Raw genomic sequence first — 15,289 nt, forward strand, 5'->3', positions numbered from 1 at the left:
ACGGTACGTCGATAACCAGTCACTCTCCGCGCCCGGCCAAGTCGGGCAGAGCGTGGTGAACCCGCCGTAACGGCTCGTCGGTGATGTGGTGAGGGGCCGGGGCGCTGCCAGGCGCTGTGCCAGGATGGGCGGCGATGCGACAGTGCACCGCCGTCGCACCCGAGGGGGAGTGGATGTACGCCAGCCACAACGGCCGGTTCGGTATGCGGGGAGCGGGTGCGGCCGTGCTCGGCGCGGTGCTGCTGCTCGCCGGATGTTCGTCTTCCGGTGACGGCGGGGACGAGGGGGGTTCCGGCGGGAAGAACCCCGCGGCCATCGGGCAGCAGCCCAAGGGCACCGACCCGTACTGGGTCAACCCCGACGGGAACGCCGCCCGGCAGGTCGCCCGGTACACCGGGGACGGCAACGCGAAGGACGCCGGTCTGGTCCGGAAGATCGCGGGGCAGCCGGTCGGCGAGTGGATCGGCCCGGACAGTCCGGAGGCCGAGGCCAAGGGCTTCACGGAGGCCGCGGCGAAGGCCGACCGCGAGGCGCTGCTGGTCCTCTACAACATCCCGCACCGCGACTGCGGACAGTTCTCCAAGGGCGGTGCCGCCGACGGCGACGCCTACCGGGCCTGGCTGGAGGGCGTCGCCAAGGGCATCGGCGACCGGGGCGCCACGGTGATCCTGGAGCCGGACGCGGTGCTGCACCTGGTCGACGGGTGCACCCCGCAGGAGTTCCACGAGGAGCGCTACGACCTGCTCAAGGGCGCGGTGGAGAGGCTGAAGGAGCTGCCCGGCACCAAGGTCTACCTGGACGCGGGCAACGCGGGCTGGCACACGCCGGACGCGCTCTTCCAGCCCCTGCGCCAGGCGGGCATCGACAGGGCCGACGGTTTCGCGGTGAACGTCTCCAACTTCCAGACCAACGACGTCAGCAAGGACTTCGGCAAGCGGCTGTCCGCGAAGGTGGGCGGCAAGCCGTTCGTCATCGACACCAGCCGCAACGGCAACGGCCCGTACACCGGCGGCGATCCCGCGAAGACCTGGTGCAACCCGCCGGGACGGGCCCTGGGCGAGACACCGACGACGTCCACGGGCGACGAACTGGTCGACGCCTACCTCTGGATCAAGCGCCCGGGGGAGTCCGACGGCGACTGCCGGGGCGGCCCGAAGGCCGGCGACTGGTGGCCCGAGTACGCGCTGGGCCTGGCCCGCGGCACCGGATAGGGGCGGTCAGCCCCCGTCCGCTGCCGCGTAGGCCCTACGGCACCTCGACCCACGTCCCCTCGGACGGCGTGCCCTTGCCGTCGGTGACGAAGAGCATGTACCAGCCGGACGGCACCAGCGCCCGGTTCTTCGGCACCGTCACCGAGATCTCGCCGTCCGTCTTCTTCAGGTCCAGGGCCACGGAGCGCTGGTCCGTGTCCGTGACGTGGGTGACCGCGCTCGGCCGCATCAGCTTCGCGGACTTGATGTCCGCCGCCTGGTTGGTGGTGAACACCGCCGTGCCGCCGCGCTTGATCTCCTTCGGCCCGGCGGTCAGTTCGGGCCGCGAGTCGCGGTAGAGGTAGGGCGGGGTGTAGATCTCGATGCGCTGCTCGAAGACGCCGGGCCGGGTGTTCGCCTTGTCGGAGTAGAGCGAGTCCGAGCCGAAGATCATCACCCGGCCGTCGGGCAGGAGCACCGAGCCCGAGTGGTAGTTGCGGCCCACCGCCGGGTCCGCGACCCGCTCGTACGTGTCCGTCTTCGCGTCATAGAGCCGCGCCTGGAGGACGTTGGAGGCGCCGCGGCCCCGGTAGTCGTTGGAGCCGCCGGTGACCAGCAGGGAGTCGTCCGGGAGCAGGGACGCGCTGGGATAGCGGGTGCCCTCGTCCAGGGACGCGCCGTCCTTGAACTTCGGGTCGGCGTCCTGGAGGTCGACCAGCCGGGACTTCTCGCTGGACTTGTCGGACTCACCGACGCCGCCGCCGCCGATCACCATGAACTTCTCGTCCTGGGCCGGGGGCAGCCGCACGGTCGCCGAGGTCTCCATCTGATCCGGGTCGCTCAGGCCGGGGATCTTGGTGAACTTGTTCGTCGCCAGGTCCCAGACACCGGGCGCGCGGCCGACGGTGGCGGGGCCGTAGCCCGCGTTCGAGCCGGAGTAGAAGAGCTTGCCGTCGTTGAGGAGGAAGACCGCCGGATAGGTGGGGAACTTCCGGACGATGCCGGTGTACGTCCACTTCCTGGTCTTCGGGTCGTAGACCTCGTCCTTGCCGGGCACGATCTGGCCGATCTCGTCCAGGCCGGACATGGCGAGGACCTTGCCGTCCTTGAGCGTGGTCAGCGTCGGGTACCAGCGGGCCTCGTTCATCGGGTCGACGGTGATGTACTTCTCCGCCACCGGATCGAACTCGAAGGCCTCCCGGATGCCCTGGAAGTCCTTCTTGTCCAGGGCGAGCTTCTGGGCGATCCCGTACACGTTGCGGGTGTCCGAGCCGGACAGGCCGGCTATCCGGTAGTTGTCCTCGGTGCCCGTCTCGTACTTCGTACCGGACTTCTGCGCCTCGACGTAGATCCGGCCGAGCCCGGGGTCGTTGCGCAGGAAGGCGCCGGTGTTCTTGTCGAAGACCTTCTTGGCCTTCTCCACCAGCACGGGGTCCTTGGTGACGAAGGTCCTGCCGTTGGTCTTGCCGGTGAATCTGGTGCCCGCCGGAAGCGTGATCGGCTTGTCCGGGTCCTCGTTGTGGACGATCATCAGGCCGCCGGCCTTGGTGACGTCGCCCTTGAGCTTCTCGTACTGCTTCGTGCCGCCGGCTATGAGCAGCTTGCCGTCCGGCAGCTGGGTGTGACCGGCGCAGAACATGTCCTTGGGCGTGGGTATGTTCTTGAACCCGTTGGTCTTCGGGTCCCACAGCACCGAACGGAAGCTCTTCGCGTCGAAGTTCTTCTGGTTGTTGCCCGAGCCCGCGACCAGCAGCACCTTGCCGGTGTGCAGCAGCGCCGCGTGAATCGTGTTGATCTTGTACTCGGACGGGATGTCCAGGAAGTCCCAGTGGCCGTTGGTGGCCTTGTACCCGGCTTGGTTGATCTTGTAGTCGTGGTAGCGCTCGGTGCTGAAGCGGTACAGCCACGGCCCGTTCGCTCCCGCGAGCGCGAGGACGACCGCCGTACTGATCGCCATGCGGCGGGTACGGCGGCTCGGACGGTACTTCATGGTTTACGTCCCCCAAGGGCGATCTGCATGGTCTGTTCGTTCCCGGCCCAGCCGGTGTTCTCCTGCCGGGCGTCCTGCTGCCCGGCGGGCGGGCCGCTCGGTGGCGGTGGCCCCGCGCGGCGCTTCTTCTTCTCCGCCCGCACGGTGTACCGCCAGCCGAAGACCGGCGCCGAGGTGATCAGCAGCGCCAGCGCGGCCCAGGTGAGCATCGCGGGATGGCTGTGCCCGAGGAGATACGAGGCCACGATCGAGCCGGCGAAGACCAGGATGAAGAAGAGGTGGATGCGGAAGGTCCCGAAGAGGGTGTCCGGGCTGGAGGAGTCGCCCTTGGGCGTGACCACGAACGAGCTCTTGCGGCGCAGCACGGCGTCCATCAGCGAGCGGGCGTAGATGGGCGCGGAGAGCGCGGACATCATCATGCCGGCCAGCCCGCCGGAGCCCTCGGGCTCGTGCGGCGAGACGTTGTGGCGGCGGTTCCAGATGTACAGGCCGATCTGGAGCGCGGAGGCGTTGCCGTACAGCATCATCCAGACGACCGGGTCGATCTGCACGCCCGAGGCGCCCATGCCCAGGAACAGGGCGCAACTGAGGGCCGCCAGGATCCAGTTCATGGCGGACATCGGGTAGAAGATGATCATCATGGTGTAGTTGAAGAGCTTGCCCGCGGGCATCGAGAAGAAGCCCTTCCAGTACTGCTTGAGGATCGTCTCGTACGTCCCGCGCGACCAGCGCAGCTGCTGGGTGAAGAAGTCGGTCCACGCGGTCGGGCCCTCGCCCACGGCCAGTACGTCCGGGGTGTACACCGAGCGCCACTTGCGGCCGGTGCGCGGGTTGCGGGCGCGGTGCATCTCGAAGCCGGTCGCCATGTCCTCGGTGATCGAGTCGTACAGGCCGCCGATCTGCTTGAGGGCCGAGATCCGCACCGCGTTGCTGGTGCCGACGAACATCGGGGCACCGTAGCGGTTGCCCGCGCGCTGGATCAGCGCGTGGAAGAGGAACTGCTGCGACTCGGCGGCCTTGGTGACGAAGGTGTCGTAGTTGCCGTACACCTGCGGGCCGATGACGAAGCCGACGTCCGGGTCGCGGAAGTAGCCGAGCATCCGCTCCAGGTAGTTGGGCATCGGGACGTGGTCGGTGTCGACCGATGCGAAGAAGTCGTAACGGTCGCCGTGCGCGTCGAGCCAGGCGTTGTAGTTGCCGTGCTTGGTCTTCGCCCGGTGCGGGCCCTTGGCCTGGTTCCAGTGCGCCACGCCCTTGCGGGAGAAGTGGTGCACACCGAGGCGCCGGCAGACCTCCTTGACGGCCGGGTCGTCGCCCTCGTCGAGCAGCCAGACGTGCATCAGGCCGCGGTGGCGGATGCGGACGGCTGCCTCCAGTGTCTTCGTCACCATCTCCAGGGGTTCCTTGCCCGGGACGAAGGAGGTGAGGAAGGCGACCCTGGTGCCGTTCTCCGGCACGACCGGCACCGGATCGCGCGCGACCAGGGTGGCGTGCGCGTTGGACAGCACGTTCAGGGTGCGGAACAGCTCGATCAGGCCGATCGACACCAGCATCACGATGTCGAGGATCAGGAGCGTGTTGTCTCTGAGGTTCGGGTCGCGCTGCGTCCAGTGCTCGGGCTGCATCAGCCAGGCGAACAGGCCGAGCGAGACGAGCGGTGCGGCGCCCAGCAGGAGCGCCGCGCGTATCCGGTGCGGCTCCTGGGAGAGGAGCGAGCGGTAGCGAACGGTGTACGGCTTGGCCGGATCGGGCTGGGTCAGTGGCCCGGCGAGCCGGCTGTAGTGCTCGTAGTCGTAGCGTGGCAGCGCCTTCTTCGGACGCCGGCCGTGGCCCCCGGTCCGGAGCTTCGGGGGTATCCGAAGCTCCGTGGTCCGGGAAGGGTCGTCGTTGTTCGGCCGGGCGCCTGGCGGCGTCGACGTCATGGGTCATCCCCCTGCACGCAGGCGGGGCTGCGTGGTCGGTCGTTCCTTTCGCCTGCCGCGTACCCCCCTGGAACGCGACCGACGGCTCAGTGGTGGGCCACCCTTCCAGAGACACGGAACGGCGCCCTTCGGTTGCATGATGCCTGCTCGGCATTTGCTCATGTGCGAGGCCCCCACCTCGCATCGCACACAACCGGAACATCCCCCTCTAATGCCCCCAACTGCCCGGTTCGCCGGTGTGGTTGGCACCGGCGAACCTCGGACAGGTTGGCCGGTTCGGCTCGTGACCGCAAGGGTGGAACGGACTATTAACCGCTCATACGCACGATTTGAGGGGCCCCTGCGGCGAGAGGACGCCGAGGCGTAACAGGAGGCAATTGGGGTGCCCGCAAAGGGGGCCCGCGCCTCCCGGTGACCAACTGGTTACTGTGCGTCGGGCGTGGGCAGACTGTGCGTGAGCAAAGAATTCGCTGTGCGGCACCTGTGCGGGATGCCGGAGAACGGGCCGGGGGCTGGGCCGGAAAGCAGTCAAGGCCCCCTCACGCGTGGTGAGGGGGCCTTGACTTTGCGTGCGCCGCCAGGGACTCGAACCCCGGACCCGCTGATTAAGAGTCAGCTGCTCTAACCAACTGAGCTAGCGGCGCCTGCTGACCTGGAGAACTCTACCCGATCCGGGGTGGTGCTCCGGACCATTTCCGGCCCGTCCCGGCCTGTCGGATGGTCGTTTTTTCTCTTCTATCCGTCAAAATGCGATATGTCAGGAGAGTTGAGACACTGACGCCCGTACAGATGCTCCCAAAGATCTTGACAACTGCGGAGGGAATCGCATGACTGTGCCGGCCTTCGAGGAGTACGTGCCCGCCATCGACTGCACCTGTGCGGGGTGTGCCGTACAACGGCGAACCGCGGCCTCGGCACTGCCGACGCGGCAGGGAGGACATCCGGCCGCGCACGGCGCGCGGCGCGCGCTGGTGCTGGTCACCGCCGCCGGGGTGGTGCTGAGCGCCGGTCTGGCGGAGGCGGCGACGGCGGCGGCCGACCCCGCCCCGGTGACCGATCCGGCCCTGCCGGCCGACCCGGAACCGGGGGCCGGCCCGGCCCCGGCCGCCGGGGCGGTACCGGTGGAGGCGGTCCTGGCCGAGCCGGGGGACGCGGCCGATCCGGCCGACCCCGGACCGGAGAGTCCGCAGGGCGGGCCCGGCCCGTTGCAGGGTGCGGGGGCCTCCGGCCCGCCCGCCTCGCAGACGGACACGCCCACGCTGCGCAAGACCAGCCGGGCCGACATCATCAACCGCGCGAAGAAGTGGATCACCGCTCAGGTCCCGTACAGCATGAGCAAGTACTGGTCGGACGGGTACCGGCAGGACTGTTCCGGCTATGTGTCGATGGCCTGGAACCTGCCGGGCAACGAGTGGACCGGCAGCCTCGCCTCGTACGGGACGCGGATCGCCCGGGAGGATCTCCAGCCCGGCGACATCCTGCTCTTCCACAACCCGGCCGACCCCTCGAAGGGCTCGCACGTCACGATCTTCGGCGGCTGGACGGACTACACCCACACCCATTACACGGCGTACGAGCAGACCACGCCGCACACGCGCAAGCAGACGACGCCCATGGCGTACTGGACCAACTCGGGCAGCTACGTCGCCTACCGGTACAAGGGGCTCAGCACCGGGACCGGCGGCAGCGGCTCGACGACGACGTTCCCGGGGGCCGGGAAGTTCGGCCCGGGTGCCGACAACGCCTACGTCACCCAGCTGGGCAGACTGCTCGTCGCCCGGGGCGGCAAGCGCTTCTACGAGGTCGGCCCCGGGCCCGCCTGGGGCAGCGCCGACCGGCAGGCGACCGAGGCGTTCCAGAAGGCCCAGGGCTGGAAGGGCAAGGAGGCCGACGGCATCCCGGGCCCCGACACCTGGCGCCTGCTGACCAGCGGTACCGGCCATGACATCCCCGCGGCGGGCGGAAGCGGCCAGGGCGGCTCGAAGGGGGTGCCCGCCTTCCCCGGCCGGGGCTATTTCCGGTCGGGTCAGTCCAACAGCCATGTCGACAGGCTCGGGAAACAGTTGGTGAAGAAGGGATACGGCAAGTACTACCTGTCGGGCCCCGGACCCCGGTGGACCGAGGCGGACCGGCGCAATGCCGAGGCCTTCCAGAAGGCCCAGGGCTGGCGGGGTGCGGAGGCCGACGGCTATCCGGGTCCGGAGACCTGGCGGCGACTCTTCGCGTGACACGACGCACATGACGGAGGCGGGAATGCGATCCACGGTGTCGGACAGCTCCGGGAACCAGGAGAACGGACGGAACGGACAGAACGGGGCCCCGGACAGCCCGGAGCACGGCGAGGAGAGGTACGGGGCGCTCCCGGTGCGGGAGTGGGCCGCGCCGGACGGGACGCCGGGCCGGGCCGGGCCCTGCGGCCGGCCGGCGCCGGAACCGGCTCCGCGAGCGGGAGAGGGAGAGGGGGCGGACGGCCGGACCGGTCCTGTCGCGCGGTCCGGGCCGGACTCCGTGGTCGACCTGGTGCTCGACCTGACGCCCGGCGCGGGCGAACGCGGGGGCTCCGCCTTCGGCGCGACCTCGGCATCGGTGTCGGTTCCGGGCGCGGCCCCGGCGCCGCCTTCCGGGGCGGCCGCAGGTCCGGAGCCGCGCGAGGACGCGCGCGGGGGCGTACGCGATCAGCAGGACTCCGGGCAACCGGCCCTGGCGGCGGGCCCGTTCCTCCCCGGCCCCGGGCTCGCCCCGGCCCGCCGGGACCTCGGGCCCTCCCTCTCGCTGTCCTTCGGCGACGGCGACACGGGCGAACTGCGCACCGAGGTGCGGGTGGACACCGGGCGCCGGCACTCGGTTATCGCCAACGAGCGCACCGCCTCCATCCCCGTGCACCTGCTCTTCCGCGACGACCCCGAGGCCGCCTCGGACGCCGCCGCACTGCCCGCCACCGTCGTGCGCAGGGCGGCCGGGAGCGAGCAGCCGGCCGGTGTCCGGCGGCCGCCGGTGCCCAGGTCCCCGCAGGTGCGGCCCTCCACCAGGCCCGCGCCGGTCGCGGACCCGAGGCTGAACGAACGGCCCGGCCCCGCGCTGCCGGGCTGGGCCGCGCTGCTCGCCGCCCTCGGCGCACTCGCCGCGGCGGGCGGGGTCCTGTGGTGGGCGGGTGCGCTGCCGGGCGGGGTGCTGTCCCGGTTCGGGCTCGGCCCGCGCCCCTACGACGGCATCGGCCTCGGCGCCTGGGCGGCGCTCGCGCTGCTGCTGACCGGGGTGCTCTTCGCGCTCGGCGGGCTGACCCGGGGCCGGGTCGGGTACGCCTGGGTGCTCACCCTCTTCGGCCAGTACCGGGGCAGTGTGCGGCGCACCGGGCTGATGTGGGTCAGCCCGCTGCTGCTGCGCCGCCGGGTCGACGTACGACTGCGGCACTGGCGCAGTGAACCGCTGCCCGCGGTGGACGCGAACGGCACGGCCCTGCGGGTCGTCGTCCTCGTCGTGTGGCGGGTCGAGGACACCGTGCGGGCGACCCTGGGCATCGCGGACCACGAGGAGTACCTGCGGGAGCAGGTCGAGGCGGCGATGGCCCGGGTGCTGTCCCAGCTCCCCGCCGACGCCTTCCACGAGGACGCCCACACCCTGCGCAACGCCGAGGCCGTCGGGGACGCGCTGACCCGGATGCTGAAGGCGGACTGCGAGCCGGTCGGCATCGAGGTGTACTCGGCGCAGCCGACCGGGATCGAGTACGCGCCGGAGGTGGCCGCGGCCATGCAGCGGCGCCGGATCGCGGCCATCGACGCCAAACACCGCGACAGCGTGCTGACTTCGGTGGTGGACGCGGTGGACGACACCGTCAGCCGGCTGACCGCCCGGGGTCTCGTGGAGCTCGACGACTACGAACGGAAGTCACTGGTGAAGGACTTGACCGTTGCCTTCTACACCGGACGCGGTGGTGGGGACAGCGCCTGAAACGGTCCGGAAGGCCGGTGCGGAGTGAACCGGAATCCGACTCCCATTGGTCTGGACATGTTCATGATCCGTCAATAATCTAGGCCTTGGTCTAGACCGCACGACACGCGCGCAGCAGTGCTCATGGAACCTCCCCCACGTATCCGAGGAGCGTCAGCAATGCGTAAGAAGACAGGTGCGGCCCTGGTGGGCCTTGCGGTGGCGGGCGTCTCGATGTTCGCGACGAGCAGTGCCAGCAGCCACGGCTACACCGACAACCCCATCAGCCGTCAGAAGCTCTGTGCCAACGGCACGGTGACCGGCTGCGGCAACATCCAGTGGGAGCCGCAGAGCGTCGAGGGCCCCAAGGGCTTCCCGGCGGCCGGCCCCGCCGACGGTGCGATCTGTTCCGGTGGTCACGGCGAGTTCGCGCAGCTCGACGACCCGCGCGGCGGCAACTGGCCCGCCACCAACGTCACCGCGGGGCAGGGCTTCAGCTTCCGCTGGCAGTTCACCGCCCGCCACGCCACCACGGACTTCCGCTACTACATCACCAAGAACGGCTGGGACCCCACCAAGCCGCTCAAGCGCTCCGACCTGGAGTCGCAGCCGTTCATGACGGTGCCGTACAACAACCAGCAGCCGCCCGCCACGCTGACCCAGCAGGGCACCATCCCCACCCAGAAGACCGGAAAGCACATCATCCTGAGCGTCTGGAACATCGCGGACACGGCCAACGCGTTCTACTCGTGCTCCGATGTTCAGTTCTGACGCTTAGTCAGTTACCGTGCGGCGCCATGAGGAGCGCAGGCACCGTCGCGGAGCTCGTACAGCGCCAATGGGGCGACCACCGGCCGGGACTGAGACATGAGGACACCGTCCTCAGTCATCATCAGGTCGCCTCGGGCGCTGCCGCACGGGCCGCGCTCCTGGCGGATCTGCTGCCGGCGGGCAGCGAACCGCACCTCGGGGTGCTGCTCGACAACACCCCGGAATTCCCGCTCTGGCTGAGCGCGGCGGCCCTGGCCGGGGCCGCCGTCGCCGGCATCAACCCCACCCGTCGCGGCGCCGAACTGGCCCGCGACATCACGCACACCGAATGCCGGGTGCTGATCACCGAGCGCTCCCGCCTCCCGCTGCTCGACGGCCTGGAACTGCCGGGCGTACGGGTGCTGGTCACCGACACCGAGGCGTACGCCGCGCTGCTCGCCCCCTACGCCGGGGCCGAGCCGGGCGACACGGTCATCGCCCGCCCCGGGCCCGGAACCCGGATGCTGCTCTACTTCACCTCGGGCTCCACCGGTGCGCCCAAGGCCGCGCTCTGCACCCAGGGGCGCCTCGCCGCGGCCGGTCAGTCGCTCGTCGAGCACTTCGGGACCGGCCGCGAGGACGTCCACTACATCTGCATGCCGATGTTCCACGGCAACGCGGTGATCGCCGACTGGGCACCCGCACTGGCCGGGGGAGCCGCCGTGGCCCTGCGCCGCCGCTTCTCGGCATCCGCCTTCCTCGCCGACGTACGCGCTCACGGCGCCACCTACTTCACCTATGTCGGCCGCGCCGTGCAGTACCTGCTGGCCACCCCCGAGCGCCCCGACGACCGGGATCACCCGCTGCGGATCGGCTTCGGCACCGAGGCGGGCGCGGTCGACGCGGCCCGGTTCCGGGAGCGGTTCGGGGTGCGGCTGGTCGAGGGCTACGGCTCCTCGGAGGGCGGCGCCGCGATCCAGCGGACCCCGGACACCCCGTCCGGCGCGATCGGCCGGGCCGCGGACCGGGACGATCTCGCGGTCGTCGACCCCTCGACCGGCCGGGAGCGGGTCGCCGCGGTCTTCGACGAGGGCGGGAAGCTGCTCAACGGCGCCGCCGCGATAGGGGAGCTCGTCAACCGGGGCCGGACCCCCTTCGAGGGCTACTGGCGCAACGAGGAGGCGGACGCCGCCCGGGTGCGCGGCGGCTGGTACTGGACCGGCGACCTCTTCTTCCGCGACCCCGACGGCTTCCTCTACTTCGCCGGCCGCACCGAGGACCGGCTCCGGGTCGACAGCGAGAACCTGGCCGCCGCGATGATCGAGAACATCCTCGCCCGCTGGGCGGACGCGGCGGCCGTGGCGGTCTACGCGGTGCCCGACCCGGTCGCGGGGGACCAGGTCATGGCGGCGCTGGCGCTGCGCGAGGGGGCCCGGTTCGATCCGGTGGCCTTCGCCGCCTTCCTCCGCGACCAGCCCGACCTCGGTACCAAGATGGCGCCCCGGTTCGTACGGATCGTGCCCACGATGCCCGTGACCGCGACGAACAAGGTGCACCGGGTCGGGCTGCGCCTGGAAGGGTTTCGGGCCGGGACCGATGTGTGGTGCCGGGACCGGGAGGGTGCCTACGTACCGTTCGGGGAGAAACAACTGAACTCCCTCACAGCTGAGTTCGAGGAGCACGGCCGGGCCGGACTGCTGTCATCGGACGCCGGAGGGGTCTGAGAGGACCGACTGCCGCAGCCGCGTCACCGCGAGGACGGCCCCCGCCAGCAGGAGCAGCGCCCCCGCCGCCGAGGCGTAACTCATGCTGTGCACGAAGGCCTCCCGGCCGAGCGAGATCAGCGGACCGTCACCGGTGGACAGCGCCCCCGGCAGCGTCTTGCGGGCCACGTCCGGCGCGGAGTCCGGCATCTGGGCGGCGTACACCGCGGTCGCCACCGCGCCCAGGAGGGCCATCCCCATCGCTCCGCCGAACTCCTGCCCGGTCTCCAGCAGGGAGGCGGCCGAACTCGCCTTCTCCGGAGGGCTGGTGGACAGCGCCAGGTCCGAGACGAGCGCCATGACGGTCACGATGCCACTGCTCATCACGGCCGATCCGACGAGCAGCAGCCACAGGGAGTCGGTGCCGGACAGGGCGAGGATGCCGAAGCCGGCCGCCGCGATGACGAAGCCGGCGCAGATGACCCGGCTCCGCTCGACCCGCTGGGCGACGGCCGTGGCGGTGGGTGCGGCCGCGCCGACCGCCAGCGACGGGGCCAGGCTCCACAGCGAGGCCTCCATCGTGCTCATGCCGAGCACCGACTGGAGGTACTGGGTGGTGAAGAAGGCGGAACCCATCATCGCGAAGGAAGCCAGCGCGTTCAGGCCGATCCCGGCGGCGAAGCCTCGGCCCCGGAACAGCTCCCGGCTGATCATCGCGTCGTCGCGGCCGCGCTGCCGGCGGACGAAGAACCAGCCGATGACGAGCCCGGCGACGATGAGCAGTGCGTTACGTGTGTCCATGCCGTGGGCGGCGGTCTCCTTGATCCCGTAGATGACCGGCAGCACCGAGCCCATCGACAGCGGCACGCTGAGGAAGTCGAAGCGGCCCGGCTTCGGGTCCTTGAACTCCGGGACCAGCACCGGGACCAGGATCAGCAGCAGCACCATCGCCGGCACGTTGATCAGGAAGACCGAGCCCCACCAGAAGTGCTCCAGCATGACGCCGCTGAGCACCGAGCCCAGCGCGATCCCGCCCGCCATGGCCCCGGACCAGATGCCGACGGCCCGGCTGCGCTGCCCGGCGTCGCGGAACATGTTCCGCACCAGGCCCATCGTCGACGGCATCAGCGTCGCACCACCGATGCCCAGCAGGGCGCGGGCCGCGATGAGCATCTCCGGGGTGCTGGCGTAGGCGGCGCCCACCGAGGCCGTGCTGAAGGCGAGGGCGCCGATCATCAGCAGCTTGCGGCGGCCGATCCGGTCGCCGAGCGAGCCCATCGTGATGAGCAGGCCGGAGAGCGCGAAGCCGTAGACGTCGAAGATCCAGAGCTGCTGGGTGGCGCTGGGCGCGAGGTCCCGGTCGATGGAGGGGATCGCGAAGAAGAGGACGGAGACGTCCATCGAGACGAGCAGGAGGGGGAGCAGCAGGACCACGAAAGCGGTCCACTCCTTGCGGCCGGCGCGCTCGCCGGGTGCCGTGGTGGTGCTCGGAGGTGTTGTCATGCCAGGAAATGTACAAGCGTATGAAACGCTTGTCTAGTACGGATGTGTAAAACATTTGTACATCGTCGTGGGCAGCACGAAACCGGCCTCGGAGGAAGCCGGTTGGGCGGGATCGGTGGGGCTGATCGGTGGGGCTGGCGGTCGCGCCGCGCTCGTCAGCCGGCGGTGTCGAGCCGTACCTGCTCGATGCCCTCGTCCAGGAAGACGGACAGGTCCTGCGCCTCGGCGTGGACCGCCTCCCGCTCCTGAGTGGTGAGGGCGCGGAACGGGCTGATGTGGAGCCGGTGCTCGCGCACGGACCAGGTGGCGGCGACGCGGCCGTCGACGAGGACCGCGCGGTGGCCCGCGACGGACAGGCCGAGGTGAGGGGCGTCGATGATGCGGCTGCGGTCGTGGTACCCGAGGATCGCGTTGTCGAAGGCGGGCAGGAAGCGGACGGGGGCCGGGGTGTCGGGGTCGGGCCGGGGCGCGTCCGGCAGGTCGAGCAGCTCGCGGCCGCGCTCGTCCCGGAAGGCGACGAGCTCCTCCCGGATGGCCTTGACGGCGGCGGGCAGGCCGGCGAGGCCGCACCAGGCACGCAGGTCCGCGCTCGCGGCGGGCCCGTGGGCGGCGAGGTAGCGGCGCAGCAGCTGCTGCCCCACGGGGTCGCCGTCCCCGGTGTCCCCGGCCGGCAGCGGGGCGATGTCCTGCTCCAGCCAGGCGGCCAGCGGCAGGTTGCGCACCCCGGAGGTCCGGTGCCACAGGCCCCGGGGCGGGAGCTGGGCCATCGGGAGGAGCGCGGCGACGAGCAGTTCGCCCAGGACGCGGCGCGGTGGGCCGGGCCAGCGGTCCTGAACCTCCTGAACGATTTCGGCCATGGTGCGGGGCTGCCGGTCGGCCATCACGGCGCGGCCGGCGGCGGCGAGCTCCTCCAGGTCGATCCCGGCCAGCTCGCTCCGGTAGGTGCCCAGCATCCGCCCGCGCAGCATGGCGTCGTGGCGGGCCCGCCAGGCGAGGGCGTCGTCGCGGGAGATGAGGTGGACGGTGCGGCGCATCAGGTGGGTGCGCACCACCGCGCGGCCGGTCAGCGCGTCGTCCAGCTGTTCCGGCCTGAACCCGGCCAGCCGGGACCACAGCCCGGTGAAGGGCGCTTGGGGCTCCTGCGCCTGCAGCCCGCACAGGTGGGCCACCGCCTCGGGCACGGACGCGTCGCTGCGGGTGAGCAGGTGCTGACGGGCGAGGGTGGCGCGGTTGAGAGCGCGGCTGTCGAGGACGGTCGTGGTGTTCTCAGGCTTCCGCTTCCGCATGGTGACCCGCTTCCGTGAGCTGCTGTACATGACCGGTGCGTACGTCACGATGGCGGAGATAGCGGACAGAGCCTGTCCGCTACTACGGAAAGTACGGATCTTGTGCCGAGGAGATGTCCACAGGCGGGCTCGGAGCACGCCGGAAACGCACGAGGCGGCCCCGTTGAACGGAGACCGCCTCGTGCGTTGTCTGTGCGCCGCCAGGGACTCGAACCCCGGACCCGCTGATTAAGAGTCAGCTGCTCTAACCAACTGAGCTAGCGGCGCCTGCTGACACGAAAATAATACCTGGTCCTCAGGGGTGCGAATGACAACCCCCGGCGGACCCGGGCCGCAGGCCCCCAGCCGGACAGGCCTGGTACTCCAGTGTGATTTCGCGATCTTGCAGGGACCCTGGTCGGCAACGGGTGCGGTCACCGCGTGATCATCGGAGTGGGTGGGCTCCTTTCGCCCGACCAGGCCGGCAAGGTGATCACAGGACGAGCATGAGCTTGCCGCCGGGGCGGCGGGACTGGCTGAGCTTGGCCGCTTCCTGGATCTGGTCGAGGGTGTAGGTGCGGGCGACCGGTACGGCCAGGATGCCTTCGCCGGCGAGCCTGGCGAACTCGTTCATCTGGTCGTAGCGGATCTCGGTGGTGATCCGGACGCCCAGCTCGGCTGCGGCGGCGAAGTCCGAGACAGTGAGGACACGGTCGGGATCCCCGGTCAGTCCGATCAGGGTCGGTAGCGAGCCGCCGGCCGGACTGGGCTGGTCGGCGCGGTCGATCCGGCCCCCGGCCGGCGTGGTGTCCAGAGCGCGGTCCACGGGGCCCGGGGCCAGGGCGCTGACGCGTTCGGCCATGCCCTCGCCGTAGGCGGTCACCTGGGCGCCGATCTCTTCCAGGGCGGTGGCCCGGGTCGGCCCGGCTGTGGCGATCACCCGAATACCCCGGTGCAGCGCGAAGCGCACCGCCGTCTCACTCACGGTGGTGCCCGCGCACCCCGCCCCATGCCAGACACAACGAGCCGGAAATCCGGC

10 protein-coding genes and 2 tRNA genes are annotated in these 15,289 nt (G+C 70.7%); 5 read left to right on the forward strand and 7 right to left on the reverse strand.

Features of this window, described 5'->3' with window-relative positions:
• Positions 1–173: 173 nt before the first annotated feature.
• Positions 174–1,211 (forward strand): glycoside hydrolase family 6 protein, encoded by a 1,038-nt coding sequence (locus ACGFU6_RS18005; RefSeq protein ID WP_393611905.1) that lies wholly within the window; start codon positions 174–176, stop codon positions 1,209–1,211.
• A gap of 34 nt (positions 1,212–1,245) precedes the next feature.
• Here the strand turns inward: ACGFU6_RS18005 and ACGFU6_RS18010 are convergent, their stop codons facing one another.
• From ACGFU6_RS18010 to ACGFU6_RS18020, 3 genes are all read right to left on the reverse strand, one after another.
• Positions 1,246–3,180 carry a galactose oxidase-like domain-containing protein gene (locus ACGFU6_RS18010; protein ID WP_393611830.1) on the reverse strand — a complete coding sequence of 645 codons (1,935 nt, stop codon included), beginning with the start codon at positions 3,178–3,180 and terminating at the stop codon, positions 1,246–1,248.
• A complete protein-coding gene (locus tag ACGFU6_RS18015; RefSeq protein WP_393611831.1) occupies positions 3,177–5,102 on the reverse strand; it encodes a glycosyltransferase in 1,926 nt (641 codons plus the stop codon). Before ACGFU6_RS18015 ends, ACGFU6_RS18010 begins: the two co-directional genes overlap by 4 nt.
• Before the next feature lie 570 nt (positions 5,103–5,672).
• Positions 5,673–5,746: transfer RNA gene (locus ACGFU6_RS18020), tRNA-Lys, on the reverse strand.
• Positions 5,747–5,929: 183 nt separating this feature from the next.
• On the opposite strand from ACGFU6_RS18020, the gene ACGFU6_RS18025 reads away from it, so the two are divergent.
• From ACGFU6_RS18025 to ACGFU6_RS18040, 4 genes are all read left to right on the forward strand, one after another.
• Positions 5,930–7,330 (forward strand): peptidoglycan-binding protein, encoded by a 1,401-nt coding sequence (locus ACGFU6_RS18025; RefSeq protein ID WP_393611832.1) that lies wholly within the window; start codon positions 5,930–5,932, stop codon positions 7,328–7,330.
• A 25-nt stretch (positions 7,331–7,355) separates the two neighbouring features.
• A complete protein-coding gene (locus ACGFU6_RS18030) occupies positions 7,356–9,050 on the forward strand; it encodes an SPFH domain-containing protein (RefSeq protein WP_393611833.1) in 1,695 nt (564 codons plus the stop codon).
• Between the two features lie 159 nt (positions 9,051–9,209).
• The gene (locus ACGFU6_RS18035) at positions 9,210–9,800 is read left to right on the forward strand and encodes a lytic polysaccharide monooxygenase (RefSeq protein ID WP_393611835.1); all 591 of its coding nucleotides are present in this window, start codon (positions 9,210–9,212) and stop codon (positions 9,798–9,800) included.
• A 26-nt stretch (positions 9,801–9,826) separates the two neighbouring features.
• The gene (locus ACGFU6_RS18040) at positions 9,827–11,503 is read left to right on the forward strand and encodes an AMP-binding protein (protein WP_393611837.1); all 1,677 of its coding nucleotides are present in this window, start codon (positions 9,827–9,829) and stop codon (positions 11,501–11,503) included.
• Here ACGFU6_RS18040 and ACGFU6_RS18045 read toward each other — a convergent pair.
• From ACGFU6_RS18045 to ACGFU6_RS18060, 4 genes are all read right to left on the reverse strand, one after another.
• Positions 11,480–12,985 (reverse strand): MFS transporter, encoded by a 1,506-nt coding sequence (locus ACGFU6_RS18045; protein ID WP_393611839.1) that lies wholly within the window; start codon positions 12,983–12,985, stop codon positions 11,480–11,482. The genes ACGFU6_RS18040 and ACGFU6_RS18045 overlap by 24 nt on opposite strands.
• A gap of 155 nt (positions 12,986–13,140) precedes the next feature.
• Entirely contained in the window at positions 13,141–14,301 is a 1,161-nt protein-coding gene (locus tag ACGFU6_RS18050) for a winged helix DNA-binding domain-containing protein (protein ID WP_393611841.1), read from the reverse strand.
• A 163-nt stretch (positions 14,302–14,464) separates the two neighbouring features.
• Positions 14,465–14,538 (reverse strand) — tRNA-Lys (locus ACGFU6_RS18055).
• A gap of 205 nt (positions 14,539–14,743) precedes the next feature.
• Positions 14,744–15,235 carry a zinc-binding dehydrogenase gene (locus ACGFU6_RS18060; protein WP_393611842.1) on the reverse strand — a complete coding sequence of 164 codons (492 nt, stop codon included), beginning with the start codon at positions 15,233–15,235 and terminating at the stop codon, positions 14,744–14,746.
• Positions 15,236–15,289: the final 54 nt, after the last annotated feature.

It is taken from the genome of Streptomyces sp. NPDC048462 (genome assembly GCF_043200175.1).
Taxonomy (GTDB): domain Bacteria; phylum Actinomycetota; class Actinomycetes; order Streptomycetales; family Streptomycetaceae; genus Streptomyces.

What these genes read in the sequence shown, in the direction of transcription:
- ACGFU6_RS18040 (WP_393611837.1), top strand. Translation starts at nt 9,827, where the DNA reads ATGAGGAGCGCAGGCACCGTCGCGGAGCTCGTACAGCGCCAATGGGGC.
- ACGFU6_RS18050 (WP_393611841.1), bottom strand. Translation starts at nt 14,301, where the DNA reads ATGTACAGCAGCTCACGGAAGCGGGTCACCATGCGGAAGCGGAAGCCT.
- ACGFU6_RS18030 (WP_393611833.1), top strand. Translation starts at nt 7,356, where the DNA reads ATGCGATCCACGGTGTCGGACAGCTCCGGGAACCAGGAGAACGGACGG.
- ACGFU6_RS18010 (WP_393611830.1), bottom strand. Translation starts at nt 3,180, where the DNA reads ATGAAGTACCGTCCGAGCCGCCGTACCCGCCGCATGGCGATCAGTACG.
- ACGFU6_RS18045 (WP_393611839.1), bottom strand. Translation starts at nt 12,985, where the DNA reads ATGACAACACCTCCGAGCACCACCACGGCACCCGGCGAGCGCGCCGGC.
- ACGFU6_RS18015 (WP_393611831.1), bottom strand. Translation starts at nt 5,102, where the DNA reads ATGACGTCGACGCCGCCAGGCGCCCGGCCGAACAACGACGACCCTTCC.
- ACGFU6_RS18035 (WP_393611835.1), top strand. Translation starts at nt 9,210, where the DNA reads ATGCGTAAGAAGACAGGTGCGGCCCTGGTGGGCCTTGCGGTGGCGGGC.
- ACGFU6_RS18005 (WP_393611905.1), top strand. Translation starts at nt 174, where the DNA reads ATGTACGCCAGCCACAACGGCCGGTTCGGTATGCGGGGAGCGGGTGCG.
- ACGFU6_RS18025 (WP_393611832.1), top strand. Translation starts at nt 5,930, where the DNA reads ATGACTGTGCCGGCCTTCGAGGAGTACGTGCCCGCCATCGACTGCACC.